Consider the following 14,352-nt stretch of genomic DNA (forward strand, 5'->3'; position numbering starts at 1 on the left):
ATCGCAAAGCTACCGAGATTGATAAAGATGAAAGGGTATCTTTCCCGCTTTGCGCTGCGCGCACCGCTCAAGAGCGCGGCGGCACCCGCCCTACAGAACCTCGGCGGGATTGGTGATGTAGCCAGTGATCGCGGTGGCGGCGGCCACCTCGGGCGAGCCGAGGTAGATCTGGGCCTCGGGCGAGCCCATGCGGCCACGGAAGTTGCGGTTGCCGGTGAACAGGCAGGTCTCGCCGCCCGCCAGCACGCCCATGTGCCGCCCGATGCACGCGCCGCACCCCGGCGTGCCGATGGTCGCGCCGGCCTGGATGAGCGTGGCCAGCGTGCCGTCATTGGTGGCCTGGAGCATGGCCTCGGATGTGGCGGGCACCACGATCAGGCGGGTGCCGGGGGCCACGCGGCGGCCCTTCAGCATGCGGGCGGCGGCGGCCATATGGTCGTAGTGGCCATTGGTGCAGGTGCCCAGGTAGACCACATCCACCCTCACCTGGCCCAGGTCGCTCAGGTCCACCACGTTGTCCACGTGGTGCGGCACGCTGATCTGCGGCTCTAGGGTGCCCAGATCCACCTCCACCACGCGGCTGTAGGTCGCGCCATCCTGCACGCTGAGCCACGCGGGTACCTGGTAGCCCAGCCGCGCCGCGTGGGCCTCGATGGCCGGGCCGGTGGGGGCCACGATGCCCGCCTTGCCGCCCACCTCGATCGAGAGGGTGGCCAGCGTCATACGCTCGCCCAGCGAGAGGGCGTCCAGCCCGTGCCACTCAACCGACTGGTAGGTCGCGCCATCCGCGCCGATCTCGCGGGCCACGCGCAGGCCCAGATCCTTGGCGCTGACGCCGGGGCGCAGCGCGCCGCTGGCCTGCACGCGCACCGTCTCGGGCACGCGCATCCAGGTCTGGCCGGTGGCCAGGGCCAGCGCGATGTCGGTGGTGCCCATGCCCGAGCCGAACGCGCCCACGGTACCATAGCCGGTGGAGTGCGAGTCGCTGCCGATGATCAGCATGCCGGGGCGGGCCAGCCCCTCCTCCACCAGCACGGGGTGCGAGATGCCGCGCCCCACGTCGAAGAAGTGCTGGATCTGCTGCTCGCGCACCCAGCGGCGCAGGTTGGCCTGGTGCTCGGCGTTCTGCACGGTGGCCGCCGGGGCCACGTGGTCCACCACCACCGCGATGCGGGATGGGTCAAACACGCGCTCGGCCCCCAGCTCGTTGTGCAGCACCTTGATGATGCTGGGCGAGATGCTGTCGTGCATCATCACCAGGTCGACATTCACCACCACATTCTCGCCAGCGTGGGCCTCGTGCCCGGCGGCGTGCGAGAGGATCTGCTCAGCCAGTGTCTGTGCCATGGTGTCGGTAGCTCCTTTAGTAGGCTTGGGTTGCAAAAGACGCGGTAGCGGGGCGGGGCGCGCTGCCCCATGTTGTAGCACGCGGGCGTAACCCGCCGATTCGCGCGGCGCGCGGCGATTCGGCACACCAGCGCGCTGGCGTGCGGCGGAGATCGTGTTGAGGCGAAGGGAGCGCCTGCGGCGTGCAGGCGGGGAGGAGCACGTGGAACCGGGGGCGGCAGCAGGGCCGCTGGCTGCGGACAGATCGGCGGGCCGCGCCCATGGGGCGGGCGGCAGGCGCGCGGTGGCCAGCGCGGGCAGGGCTATGCTGTGCGTTCAGGTTCACCATGGCTACTTCTCCGTTCAACAGGTATGCTCAGGCTGCGGGCGACGGCGGCGTGCTGCATCTGGGTTTTCTGTTTGGTCGATAGTAGCTGTTTCATGGGTGCTGGCTCCTGGTATAGATATGCAAAAAGGCCCGCTCCACCGTATGTCTGGTGAAGCGGGCCTGTACACATTCGCGCGACAAGCAAGCTAACCAGACGTGATGTCCGGTTTTTTCACCTGCTGTTTCTGCTGGAACGTGGTGTGGTTCATGGTTCCCTAAAAGACGATTTGACTAAACCGGCGTGAGTATAGCACCGCCGCCAGCGTTCGTCAAGCGGCAGTTTGCCGAAGGCGATGAATAGAAGGCGCGAAGGCGCGCAGCAGCAGCCGAAGGCCCTGCGCAGCAAAATCACACTATGTGTGGGCATCGCCCTGTTGGCATCTCCAAGCTGGGCATCCCTATGCGGTCTTTAGATAGCTGGCATCCGTGCAGATGGCCATCCAAACATCCCCGACACCTTCGCCGCATGGCCCGGGTGGGTGAGGGTTAGCTCCGACCCTATGCGCATGGCCTTTGTCGCCTTGGTGCCTTGGCGTCTTGGTGGTAGCGGTTCCTTCATTGGCCGAGGACGCATGGGCGCTGGGTGATGGTATACTTTTCTTTGCAGCCCGCTTCTACCCGCAACAGGTGCCCTATGCAGAATCGCCGCCCGCTCCCGATGCGGCTGCCGCCCGCCGCGCTGGTCGCTATCTCGCTGATCTCGCTGGTGGCGATCGCGCTGCTGCTGCCGGGCGGCGGCACGCCCGCGCTGGTGTCGCAGTGGCAGCCTGGGGCGCAGCCGCCCGCCGCAGCGGCGCCCACGGTGGCCCCCGCACCCCAGGGCGGGCTGGATGTGGCCCTGCCCGCCGACCTCTACCCCGGCCAAGAGGCGGCCATCCGCGCGCAGGTGGGCGAGGCGCTGGCCTATGTGTCGGCGCGCTTCGGCGGCGGTGCGCAGGCGCGGCTCACGGCCAGCTTTGTGGCCGACGCGAGCTGCGGCCTGCAGGGCATCGCCTACACCGATGTGCGCGATGTGCAGGTGTTCACCTGCCCCAGCATCGCGCCCCAGCGCGCGGTGAACATCCTGGCCCACGAGCTGGTGCACCAGCTGGAGCAGGATCGCTACGGCGAGCGCCACCTGAGCGCCGACCTCATCCTCTCCGAGGGGATGGCGACCTACGGCGCGGGCAAGTACTGGCTGGGCGGCCAGCCCGATTTCCGCAGCTTTGTGCAGGCCCAGCGCGCGGCGGGCGACCACTACCCGCTGGCCACGCACTACGCCGGGCTGGGCATCGCGGCGATGAACACGCTGTACTATGAGTGGGCGAGCTTTGTCGAGTTCCTGATCGGGCGCTACGGGCGCGAGAAGTTCGACGCGCTGTACGTGAGCGGCGCGGGCGCGCCTGGCTCGGCGGACTACGCGGGCGTGTATGGTAAGGATCTGCCTGCGCTGGAGCAGGAGTGGCTGGCCTGGCTGGATGAGCGCTAGAGGCTTTGATGACACGACGTCTTTTTTCCAACACCGCCGATGCTGCGGTTGAGCCGCAGGGGCTGTGGGCCGAGCTACGGCGCGAGGCTGCGCGCCCCGCTGCGGCCCGCAGGGGCTGGCACAGCCGCCTGGGCAAGCTGCCCGCGTCGCCCGGCCCTGGGCTGTACGCCGCGCTGGCGCAGCGGGTCGACCCCGCGCAGTACCGCCCGGTGGCCGTGCCCGATATCGCCGAGGAGGAGGTGGCGGAGGGCGGGCAGCAGCTGACGATCATCCACAGCCCGCGCGGCACCTACCTGCAGCTCACGGCGGCGCAGCGCGCTATCTGGCACCAGATGGACGGCACGCGCACGGTGGCTCAGCTGGCCACGGGCGCATTTCTGCAGTTCAAGCAGCTGCTGCCGGTGGGCGAGCTGGTGCAGGCGCTGCGCGCCGAGGGCTTCTTGGTCGATAGGCCGGTGGGCGTGTACCGCGCGCTGGCGGCCCGGCTGGAGGAGCGCACCGCCGAGGGCTGGGGCCGCCGCGTGCTGCGCGTGCTGGCCGGTCGGCGCTTCGAGCTGCGCGATATCGACGGGATCTACGGCGCGATCTACCGCTTCGGCGGCTGGCTGCTGTTCACGCCGGTGTTTGCGCTGCTGTGGCTGGCGCTGGCCGTGGCGGGCGCGTCGGCCTTCGCGCTGATGCTCACCGGCGGCGTGGCCCAGGCCGACGCGGGCGGCGTGCCGACCCAGGTGGCCACGCTCTGGCTGGCCCTGCTGGTCTCGTTCTTCCTGCACGAGAGCGCCCACGCCCTGGCGGTGAAGCACTTCGGGCGGCGGCTGCGCGGCGGCGGCATGATGCTGTACTACGGCCTGCCCGCCTTCTATGTGGACACCAGCGACATCTGGCGCTCGCGGCGGCTGCACCGCGTGATCGTCTCGGCGGCGGGGCCGATGTCCGACCTGCTGGTGGGCGGGCTGGCGGCGGGCTTCGCCTGGCTGCACCCCGAGGCGGCGCTCGCGCCGGTGGCCACCAAGCTGGCCTTCACCTGCTACATCGCCACGCTGATGAACGCCAACCCGCTGCTGGAGCTAGATGGCTACTTCATCCTGGTGGATGTGCTGCGCCTGCCCGATCTGCGCCAGCGCGCCCTGGCCTTCGTGCGCGGGCCGCTGTGGCAGAAGCTGCGGCTGGCCACCCGCGCCGAGCGCCAGCACGCCCACGAGCACGGCCTGCGCGGCTGGCTGGTAGTATCCCAGCCGCTCAGCCGCGACGAGCGGATCTTTGCGCTGTACGGTGCGCTGGCCACGCTCTACGCGGCGGCGGCGGTCTGGTTCGCGCTGCAGTTCTGGCAGCGCTGGATCTGGGGCACCGTGGTGGGCCTGTGGGCCTCGGGCGGGGCGCTGGAGCGGGCGGCGGCGGCGGCGCTGGTGCTGTTCGTGATCGTGCCGGTGGTGTTCGGGCTGGTGTTTGTGGCGCTGGGCGGGGTGCGCAGCGCGGTGGCCTGGCTCATCCGCAACGGCTACGGGCGCAGGCCCGACCTGATCGCCTGGGTGAGCGGCGGGGCGGTGCTGATCGCCGCGCTGCTGCTGGGGCGGGGCCAGGGCGTGGGCTACGGCCAGCTGATCCCGCTGGGGCTGTGGGTGGTGGCGGCGGTGGCGCTGCTGGTGGTGCGCCCCGACTACCAGGGCGCGGCGATCGCGCCCGCGCTGGGCGCGCTGGCCCCGGCCACCGTGCTGGCGGGCTTCGGCGCGCTGCTGCGGCTGGCCCTGCCGGGCATGTGGTTCTGGCAGGTGGCCGACGGCGCGGCGCTGCTGCTGCTGCTGCTGGCCGCGTTCACCGCCCAGCTGGAGGTGAGCGTGCGCTTCGCGCCCCAGCGGGTGCAGCTGGCCACCGCCCTGATGCTGATGGCGGCCTTCGGCGTGGGCGGGCTGGTGATGATCCGCGAGCTGACGATGATCGTGGCACCGCTGCCGCCCGCCGCCCTGGGCCGCGCCGCCATGCTGGCGCTGCTGGCCGCCGCGCCCGCCTACTTCGGCGCGCTGGCGCTGGCCCTGCTGCTACCCTATATCTTCAGCCTGGCCGACTCGCGCCTGATCTGGTCGTGGGGGCTGATGTGGATGGCGGCGGCGGCCTCGGCCCTGGCCTACATCACCGACCTGCGGGCCTCGTCGCTGGGGCTGGATGTGCTGGCCTCGGGCCTGTGGGCGGCCTCGTGGATCACCCACCTGGCCACGCTGCGCCAGATCGCCCCCGCCGAGCTGGCGTGGGATCACCAGCCCGGCCTGAGCGAGTCCGAGCGCCTGGTGCGGGCCTTCCAGATGTGCTACGCCGGGTGCTACCGCCTGCTGCGTGCGGTGTACGGCGCGCGGCGCACCCAGGATTTCGACGACCGCATGGATGTGCTGGCCGCCACGGCCAACTGGGGCGTGCGGCTCGACCGCGACCTGGCCGAGGTGGCGCTGCGGCTGGAGGCCCAGCCGCTGGATGTGCAGGGCGCACGCTTCGCCGAGGTGCTGCGCTACACGGTCTCCACTATCGAGGATATCGCCGGGGCGTCCTTTGCCCGCCGCACCATCCAGGCCGCCTACGACGCGCTGCCCTGGCCCGAGCGCGAGACGGCGGGGCGGCTGTGCTTCCCCGACACGCCCTGGGCCAGGGAGCTGTCGGGCGCGTTCGGCGACGCCATGGTGGGCCGCATGCGGCTGCTGCGCGAGGTGGAGGCCCTGCTGGCCTGCGACGACGATGAGCTGCTGGCCCTGGCCCGCAGCGCGCGCACCCAGCGCCTGCGTGCGGGCGAGGCGCTGCTGCACGCTGGCGACGCGCCGCCCGGCGTCTGGATCGTGGAGGCAGGCGAGGTGCTGGGCCGCGACGGCGAGACGGTGGTGGCCGAGCTACACCGCGCCAGCGCCGTGGGCGTGGATGAGCTGACCAGCCAGCGCGCGGCGGCCCACTCGTTCTACACCTCGGTCGAGTCGACGCTGCTGTTCATCCCCGCCGCCGAGCTGATCGCCCTGATCCGCGAGGCCGCGCCCCACGCGGCCCAGGCCGCCGACAGCGCGGCGGTGCTGCGCCTGCTGGAGCGCGTGCCGATCTTCGCCGACCTGCCGCGCGGCGCGCTGCGCAGCCTGGCCCAGCTGGCCGAGCAGCGCAGCTTCGCACCGCGCAGCGTGATCATCCGCCAAGACAAGCCCTCGGGCGTGCTGTATGTGATCCAGGAGGGCGGCGCGGCGGTGATGGTGCGGGCGGGCGAGGATGAGCGCGGCCAGCAGCGGCTGCGGCTGGTGAACCGCCTGGGCGCGGAGGAGTTCTTCGGCGAGCTGGAGCTGATCGATGGCACGCCGCCCCGCGCCTATGTGCTGGCGGCCACCGAGCTGCGCGTGCTGGCGCTGCCCCATCAGGCGGTGCGCGCGCTGGCCATGGGCAACACGGCGACGGCACGCGGCCTGGAGCAGGTGGGCAGCGCCCGCAAGCTGGAGCTGCGCACGACCGATTAACCACGAAGACGCGAAGGCACGAAGATCTTTTACCACCAAGACTCCAAGACACCAAGGGACGGAGAAGACGAATACCACGAAGAGGTGAAGGCGCGAAGGTCTTTTACCACCAAGACTCCAAGGCACCAAGGGACGGAGAAGACGAATAACCATGGAGATGGAAAGGCACGAAGATCAAGCGATCTTCGTGCTTTTGTTTGGTGGTGAAAAGGTTTGCATGGTTTGGGTGGAGGCGATCCCGCTGCGGGTGAAGGTCGGCCCGACCTTGTGGTTGTATCAGTGATACCTGTTCTTCTTTCGTGGTGGGTGAATGCCCTACGCGGGCGGCGTCAGGGGCTCCGCGCCCCTGAACCCCCGCCAGGGGAGTGGCCCCTGGACGCCAATTTGAGGCGTTCCTGTGCTGTTCGCTGGCGGCTGGTGTTTGTGCATATGGCCATCAAAACATCAGCGACACCTTCGCCGCATGGGCCGGGTGGTGGGGTGGAGCAGCGATCATGGCTCATGTGCGTTGTGGGCGCGGTGCATGGTCTGGCAGGCGGTTGTGCAGTATTTGCCGTGTCCCTATGCCACGCCTAGAAAAGTAATATCCGCTGCGGGTGGAGGTGATCCCGGTGCGGGTGAAGGCGATACCGCTGCGGGTGAAGGCGATACCGCTGCGGGTGAAGGTGCTCCCGCTGCGGGCGAGGGCTATCCCGCTGGTACAGATCTGCGCCGAAGGGGGAGATACGATAGCGCAGATCTCCTGCCCCAGCGCGGGAACGCTGGCATGGTGCCGAAGCCCGATTTTTCCTCCTCTGCTGGCCCGATCTAGCGCTGGCGCACCTGGATCGTGGCCAGATCGAGCGACTGCGCGCCGTCGGCCATGGGCAGCACCGCGCCGCTGGCCGATTCGCGCAGGGTGAGGCGCAGCGTGTAGCTGCCGGGCGCGAGCGCGTCATCCACCACCCAGGGGTAGGTCACGGGGTTGTTCTTGTGGGTGTGCCACTGGGTTGTGGGCGACTCCACGCAGGGCGGGGCCACGGCGGATGCGACCGCGCCCGAGGCATCCACGATCTCCAGCGCTGCCGTGTACTCGCGGTCGATCGGCTGCTCGGCCTTCCATGTGAGCTTGAGGGTGTTGTCCTGCCCGCCGTAGAGCGCGGTGAGGCCCAGGTCGTACTCCTTGAGCGTGAGTCCGCCGGGCCACTGCGCGCCCGTGTGCTGGGCGGGCGTCACATCCAGCATGGTGTGGCGCTGCCACACGTCCACCAGCAGCTGCTGGTCGTAGCTGGCCCCATCCTGCTCCAGCGACAGCTCGCGCGGGGCGGGCACGGGCTGGCGGCTGTAGATCTGCATCTTCTGCTCGCCGCCCACGCGGATGGTGGCGAACAGGTGAAACTGCTGGCGGATCTGGTCCTCGGGCAGCTTGTTCTGGTCGAAGGGGATGTCGGCCAGCACATAGTAGTCGGGGCTGGTGTCGCAGCGCGGGGCGCGGCGGGTATACCAGTGGCCGATCAGGTAGTCCTCGTTGCTGCCGAAGGTGCCCCGCATCGCGCCGGTGCGGTACAGCTCGCCCACCGCGCGCCACCCGGCGCTGTGCGGGAAGCCGAAGAAGCCGCCGACCGCGACCAGATCGGTGGTGGTGAATGCCTGGTAGATCGCTGGCTTCTGGCCGAAGGTGAAGCGGTACTCGGGGCTTTGGCGCAGGTAGGCGATGGCGAGGAAGGGCGCAGCCAGCAGGGCCAGCGCCGCGCCGCCGCAGGCCAGCGGCCAGAGCAGCGGGCGGGCGCGGCGGCGCAGCAGGCCCACCAGCTGGGCCACCGCCAGGCCCACCAGCAGGGCGCAGGCCGGGTACATGGTGTAGAAGTGGGTCTTGGGGTCGCCCAGCACGAACGACTCGGCCAGGAAGGGCGCGGCGAACCAGACCAGCACGGCCCGCAGCGGGGCGGGCGTGGCTGGGGAGAGCGCCAGCGCCGCCAGGGGCAGGCCGAAGGCCAGCAGCGCTAGGTTCAGCCCGCTGGGCAGGGCCAGCGGCCAGCCCGCCAGGGTGGCGACGCTGGCCAGCAGCAGCAGGGCGGCCATGGCCAGGCCTAGCGGGCGCGGCCTGCCGTAGCGCCACAGCCAGGCCAGCATGCCCGCCAGCAGCGCCGCGCCCAGCGCGATGATCTGGTAGGCGGTGGAGTAGAAGGTGGCGCGGATGTAGTAGGCGGGCAGGTTGTTGAACAGCGCCACGCCGTCGGTCTGGCCGGTGCGCTTGCCCAGGTACTTGAGCGTGCGCAGGAAGTGCTCGTGCAGGAAGAAGGGCACGTAGAAGCTGGCCAGCAGCGCGGCGGCCAGCAGCAGCGGCGGGCCAAGCATGCGCAGCCACTGGGCGGGCCGCCAGCGCCGCTGCACGCCGCCCGCGATGGCCAGCCAGGCCAGGGCGGGCAGCACAAACAGCCCGTCGTAGTGGGCCAGCAGGCCGGTGGCCGCGAACAGCGCGACGGCCAGCAGCAGGCGGGCGGGCCGCGCCGCGCCCTGGCGGAAGCGCCAGGCGCACCAGACGGCGGCCACAGCCATAAGCGCCAGCACCATCTGGTACTGCAGCAGGCGCGAGAAGCCGATCATGAAGCCGTCGAAGGCCAGCGCGGCGGCGGCCACCAGCCCGGCCAGGCCGCTGCCCAGCACGCGGCGGCCCAGCACATAGGCCCCCAGCAGCACCCCCAGACCCGCCAGCGCGAAGGGCAGGCGCGCGGCCCACTCGTTGGCCGCGCCCAGCAGGGCCAGCGGCGCGGCGGGCAGCAGGATCTCGACCGGGCCTTTGGAGTGCCAGAGCAGGATGTCCTCGCGCCCGCGCACCGCGTCGGCGGCCATCAGGATGGCGCGGGCCTCGTCGCCCTGGTACTCGGCGTGGCCGAGGTAGGGCAGGCGGAAGGCCGCGCCCGCCAGCAGCACGGCGGCCAGGGCCAGCAGCTCGGCGCGGGGCGGCGGGGCGGCGGCGCGCGGCGAGGCGGCCAGCAGCCGCCAGCCAGCGGCCAGCGCCGCCGCGTCGAAGGGCAGCAGCACCAGCCACCACGGCATGGCGGCGGGCAGTAGGTAGATGCCGTAGAGCGCCAGCGACTGGAAGGCCACGCCGCCCGCCAGGGCCAGCAGGGCTAGCTCGCACCCGTCGGTCTCGTCGCCCAGCAGCCACAGGGCCAGCAGCGCGCCGGGCAGCAGCAGGATGAGCTGGGCGAGGGTGCCGCGCAGGCCCAGCGGGAGGGCGGGCAGCAGCGCGAGGTGGGCCAGGGCGGCGCAGGCCAGCAGCGCGATGCGCCAGCGGGCGGCGGTGGGGGGGAGCTTCACGGGCGAACCTGCCAGTAGTACAAAAAGAGAACGCGGGGACGATAGTACCATGGATCGTCCCCGCGCCTGGCGGTGTGGCTGTATAGGCTGTGTGGGTCGCTAGGCCTCGGTCTCGGGCTGCTGCGGCTGGGCGCGGCGCTGGGCCACGGCCTCGATCAGGGCGGCGCGGTTCTTCTTCCAGGCCTGCTCGATGTCGTTGTTGTAGCCCGCCAAAGCCCACGGCGCGAATCCGTGCACCTCGGTCAGCATCGCCTCGACATCCTGCTCGTTCTTACCCTGCACGGTGATCTGCTGGCCGTGGCTATCGCAGAAGATGGCGGTGAAAGTCTTGCCCGCCGGGATGCCGTTCACGCGGCGCTGAGTCACCTGCTTGTACATCCACACCAGCTCGTTCAGGCGCATGGCGCTGAAGTCGGCGGCCACGGTGTAGACCAGCCAGCTGGTGGTGATGCGCAGCTTGTCGTGCTGCCAGCGCGGGGCCAGCAGCTCGTTCTCGATCTCCGACACCGTCATGGTCGGGTCGCCGAAGCGCGACAGGCGGCGCATGATCGGGTGGCGGGTCGGGTCGGTGTTCATCACGCCCGAAAACACGCCCCAGGCACAGAACAGCAGGATGATACCGCCGATGCCCATGCCGATATAGCCCGGCATGCGGAAGTTGCCAGCGTCGAGCATGTAGGGCAGGAAGACATCGTCCAGGTCTTCCTCACGCTCGATCTCGGCAACTATCTTGGTGCGGATCTCGTTAGAGATCGGGATCAGCGCGCCCGAGACCTCAGTCACCTCGTCGGCGCTGGGCGACTCGACCAGCAGGATGCGGTCGTCGATCACCAGCGCCAGGTAGTTCGACTCCACGGTCTCGCGGCCCGTGCGGCTGGTCTCGACCATCTGGTAGCCGGTGTCGATCGCCTGGTCGGCCTTCACATTCACCCAGTTGCGCGAGACCTTGTCGGCATCGTCGATCTGCAGCAGCTCGCTGTGGTCGATATCGCGCGGGCCAGCGAAGAAGTTGGCGATGTAGCGGATGTTGAGCAGGCCGACGCCCAGCACGATCAGCGCGATGATCACGCTGGTGATGATGCGGCGGATGTTGGAGCTGCGGATGGTGTTGCTGATCAGCTGCGAGGACATGCGCAAAATCTTTCCGTTCAAAAAAGGCGAAACTCCGTCTCCGTATAGGTCGCTCGTGAAGGGGTGCGCGGCCTATTATGCCCGAGAAGCACCGAACTTCCATCGGTCTTGGGGCGGGTCTCGGCGGTATAGAGGAATCTTTATGGACGCGAAGGGTTCAGAAGAGGGCGATTCTTACGCTGGCCGTTGGGCAGAAATGAAGATGGCGGCAGATCGATGTGCGATCTGCCGCCATCTGCGCCGGGCCTGCTACTCGGCGCTCTCGTTGGGGCCGTGCTGCTCGTAGCGCTCGGCCAGGGTGTGGGTGGTGCATGCGATCGTCTTCTCGCCGCCGCCCAGCAGCAGCTGGCGGGCGGTGGAGGCTGCCACTACGCCCTTGTTGACGGTGCTACCACGGTAGAGCGCCATGATCTCCTGGTAGTCCTCGCTGGAGCCGAGGCCGGTGAGGCCAACCACGGCGTTGGTGCGCACCACCATGTCCTCGCTGCCGCGCATGCGCTCGCGGTAGGCCTCGATCAGCGGCTGGCGCAGCTCGGGGGCCACGGCGGTAGTGTTGGAGAGCGCGATGGTGGCCATGGTGCGCGCGGTCGGCTCCCACTCCGCCGAGTCCACGATCGCCCACAGGGCGGGGTGGGCCGCCGCGCCCAGCCGCCCGATGATCTGTGGCGTCTCGGTGGCCCAGAGGCGCGGCAGCTCATCCCACTCGCCGTAGGTGGCCACGGGGTACTTGCGCAGCAGCGGCTCGATCATGGCCAGCTGGGGCAGCTCGCCCAGCAGGCGCAGGGCGTGGATGGGCGCGAAGATCTCCGGCTCCTCGCCGTCGAACAGCTCGAAGTTGGTGGCCAGCTCAAGCAGCGGGGCGAAAGCGGCGGCCCCGCTGCGGGTAATGGTATGGATGAGCGCCTCGCTGGGGCGCAGCCCGGCGCGGCGCAGCTTCTGCACGTGCTCTCTGGCGGCGAAGTCAACGGTCATGGCGTTATGCTCCTTTTCTGCTCGCTCTCGGCCATCTGGTCGAGCAGCGCGGCGATCGGCCGGAAGGTGCGGCGGTGCTGCGCCGTGACGCCGTGGCGCGCGAGCGCGCTGGCGTGGGCGGCGGTGCCGTAGCCCTTGTGGGCCGCAAAGCCGTAGGCGGGCAGGTGCCTGCCCAGCTCGGTCATCAGTCTATCACGGGTGACCTTGGCGATGATCGAGGCGGCGGCGATGCTGAGGCACAGCGCGTCGCCCCGGATGATGGCGCGCTGCGGGCAGGGCCAGTCGCGCAGCTGCACGGCGTCGATCAGCAGCGCGTCGGGCAGGGCGGGCAGCGAGAGCAGGGCCACCTGCATGGCCACCTTGGTGGCCGCCAGGATGCCGTGGCTATCGACCACGTGGGCGGGCACCACGCCCACACCCCACGCGCTGGCGGCCTGGGTCACGCGGGCGTAGAGCGTGTCGCGCTGGGCGGCGGAGAGCGCCTTGGAGTCATCCACGCCCGCCAGCAGCTCGGGCCGCTCCAGCACGGCATCGGGCAGCACGGCGGCAGCGGCCACCACCGGCCCGGCCCAGCAGCCGCGCCCGGCCTCGTCGATGCCCGCGATCACGCGGTGGCCCGCCGCGCGCAGGCGCAGCTCCTCGTTTACAGTGGGTGCCACGGGTTGCCTTCTTCGGTGTGGGCCTGGGGCGCACCAGGGCGCTCGGCCAGGATGATGTGCAGGGATGCGCCGCCCGCCGGGTGCCACAGCTCGCGCACGGCGAACCCGGCCTGGGCGTAGCGCTGGCCCACCAGCGACGTGGGCGCTGGCGGCGGGTCGTGGGCCAGCACGGGGCGCTGGAGCGCAGCGCGGTAGAGCAGGTCGAGCGCGCGGTGGTAGAGCCCGCCCCCGCGCAGCTGGGCCGAGAGCACCACCACCAGCCGCCCGCCAGGGCGCAGCACGCGGGCCACCTCGGCCACGGCGGCGGGGGCCACGATGTACTCGCTGGGGAAGGTGGCGGCCACGGTGTCGAAGGCGGCGGTGGGCAGCGGCACAGCCCCGGCGCTGGCCCGCACCAGCGGGGCCGCCAGCCCGGCGCGGGCCAGCCTGCCCCGCGTGAGGCCCAGCATCTGCCGCGAGACATCCAGCCCCACGGCGGCGTGCTGCGGGCGGCTGGCCAGGGCCAGCTGCAGGTGCCCGGTGCCACAGCCCAGCTCCAGCACCCGCCCCCGCAGGAACGGCAAAGCGGCCAGCGACCACTGGGGCCACTGACCGCCTGAGACTATCGCCGCCACGGTGTCGTAGGTCCAGGCCAGCTCGCGGTAGAACCGCGCGAAGGCCCAGCGCACCAGGCGCGCGTAGACGCCATATGCTATGCCCGCTGGCCCACCCTGCGCCTGCGTGTTGTGATCACGCCCAGCCATGGGTGCCAGCTAGGCGGCTAGCGCCGCTCTTTGATGCGGGCAGCCTTGCCGGTGAGACCGCGCAGGTAGTACAGCTTGGCGCGGCGAACCTTGCCCTGGCGAACCACGCGGATGTTCTCGATGCGGGGCGAGTGGAGCAGGAAGGTGCGCTCGACGCCGATGCCGTGCGAGGCGATGCGGCGAAGCGTGAAGTTCTCGTTGATACCACCGCTGCGGTGGCTGATCACCACGCCCTCGAACTCCTGCACGCGCTCGCGGTTGCCCTCGACCACGCGCACGCCAATGCGGAGCGTGTCGCCAACGCGGAAGCTGGGGATATCAGCTTTGTACTGGCGCTGCTCAATCTCATTCAAAATCTGCTGCGACATGCGAAACCAGCCTTTGCCTTTTTACACAAATAAATGGGGCCCCGATAGAGCTGTTTCCCCATCGGCCCCAAAAAGCGCCTGACCATTGGTTGAGCCTGCGGCAGATTATAACATAAGTGTGGACATGGGGCAAATGCCACCGCACCGCCTGCAGGGCCCACATCCAAGGGTTTATGGGTTCGTGATCCACTGAAGATTTTTTACCACCAAGACGCGAAGGCTCGAAGATTTCTACTACTTTTCTTCGAATCTTTGTGCCTTCGTGGTTTTTGGTTGCCTTTTTTTGGTGTCTTAGAGTCTTGGTGGTAAACGAATCGGCGCTCTATCGAGAACACTATAGACCCTGACCCACACCCACATAACGTTGACGCTCGCTAGCGGCTCGGCTATAATAGATCCTGCCCGCCCCCGTAGCTCAGTGGATAGAGCAACGGTTTCCTAAACCGCAGGTCAGCCGTTCGAGTCGGCTCGGGGGTACCAACGCAGCGCCACGCGATCAATCGCGCGGCGCTTTTTGTTGC

General features: G+C 69.6%; 9 protein-coding genes and 1 tRNA gene. 3 read left to right on the forward strand and 7 right to left on the reverse strand.

What is annotated here, in order from left to right:
* Window positions 1-90: 90 nt before the first annotated feature.
* Window positions 91-1,347: a 3-isopropylmalate dehydratase large subunit gene (locus tag F8S13_25105; protein KAB8140128.1), complete on the reverse strand. Its 1,257-nt coding sequence runs from the start codon at window positions 1,345-1,347 to the stop codon at window positions 91-93.
* Window positions 1,348-2,372: 1,025 nt separating this feature from the next.
* Here F8S13_25105 and F8S13_25110 point away from each other — a divergent pair.
* Both F8S13_25110 and F8S13_25115 read left to right on the forward strand, forming a co-directional pair.
* On the forward strand, window positions 2,373-3,182 hold the full coding sequence (locus F8S13_25110; protein ID KAB8140172.1) for a hypothetical protein: 810 nt from the start codon (window positions 2,373-2,375) through the stop codon (window positions 3,180-3,182).
* Window positions 3,183-3,190: 8 nt separating this feature from the next.
* Window positions 3,191-6,655, forward strand: coding sequence for a cyclic nucleotide-binding domain-containing protein (locus F8S13_25115; GenBank protein KAB8140129.1), 3,465 nt, complete (start codon window positions 3,191-3,193; stop codon window positions 6,653-6,655).
* Window positions 6,656-7,462: 807 nt separating this feature from the next.
* On the opposite strand, the gene F8S13_25120 is transcribed toward F8S13_25115, so the two are convergent.
* The 6 genes from F8S13_25120 to F8S13_25145 form a co-directional block, all read right to left on the reverse strand.
* Window positions 7,463-9,958 (reverse strand): phospholipid carrier-dependent glycosyltransferase, encoded by a 2,496-nt coding sequence (locus tag F8S13_25120; GenBank protein ID KAB8140130.1) that lies wholly within the window; start codon window positions 9,956-9,958, stop codon window positions 7,463-7,465.
* 99 nt (window positions 9,959-10,057) lie between these two features.
* Window positions 10,058-11,089, reverse strand: a complete 1,032-nt coding sequence (locus F8S13_25125) for a hypothetical protein (GenBank protein KAB8140131.1) — start codon at window positions 11,087-11,089, stop codon at window positions 10,058-10,060.
* A 249-nt stretch (window positions 11,090-11,338) separates the two neighbouring features.
* Window positions 11,339-12,061 carry a hypothetical protein gene (locus F8S13_25130; GenBank protein KAB8140132.1) on the reverse strand — a complete coding sequence of 241 codons (723 nt, stop codon included), beginning with the start codon at window positions 12,059-12,061 and terminating at the stop codon, window positions 11,339-11,341.
* Window positions 12,058-12,720: a ribonuclease HII gene (locus F8S13_25135; protein ID KAB8140133.1), complete on the reverse strand. Its 663-nt coding sequence runs from the start codon at window positions 12,718-12,720 to the stop codon at window positions 12,058-12,060. The genes F8S13_25130 and F8S13_25135 overlap by 4 nt, the downstream gene beginning before the upstream one ends.
* Window positions 12,705-13,463 carry a methyltransferase domain-containing protein gene (locus F8S13_25140; GenBank protein KAB8140134.1) on the reverse strand — a complete coding sequence of 253 codons (759 nt, stop codon included), beginning with the start codon at window positions 13,461-13,463 and terminating at the stop codon, window positions 12,705-12,707. Before F8S13_25140 ends, F8S13_25135 begins: the two co-directional genes overlap by 16 nt.
* A 17-nt stretch (window positions 13,464-13,480) precedes the next feature.
* On the reverse strand, window positions 13,481-13,831 hold the full coding sequence (locus F8S13_25145; protein KAB8140135.1) for a 50S ribosomal protein L19: 351 nt from the start codon (window positions 13,829-13,831) through the stop codon (window positions 13,481-13,483).
* Between the two features lie 404 nt (window positions 13,832-14,235).
* On the opposite strand from F8S13_25145, the gene F8S13_25150 reads away from it, so the two are divergent.
* Window positions 14,236-14,311: transfer RNA gene (locus tag F8S13_25150), tRNA-Arg, on the forward strand.
* Window positions 14,312-14,352 lie beyond the last annotated feature (41 nt).

The sequence above is a fragment of the Chloroflexia bacterium SDU3-3 genome (assembly GCA_009268125.1).
In the GTDB taxonomy this organism is placed as follows: Bacteria; Chloroflexota; Chloroflexia; order Chloroflexales; family Roseiflexaceae; genus SDU3-3.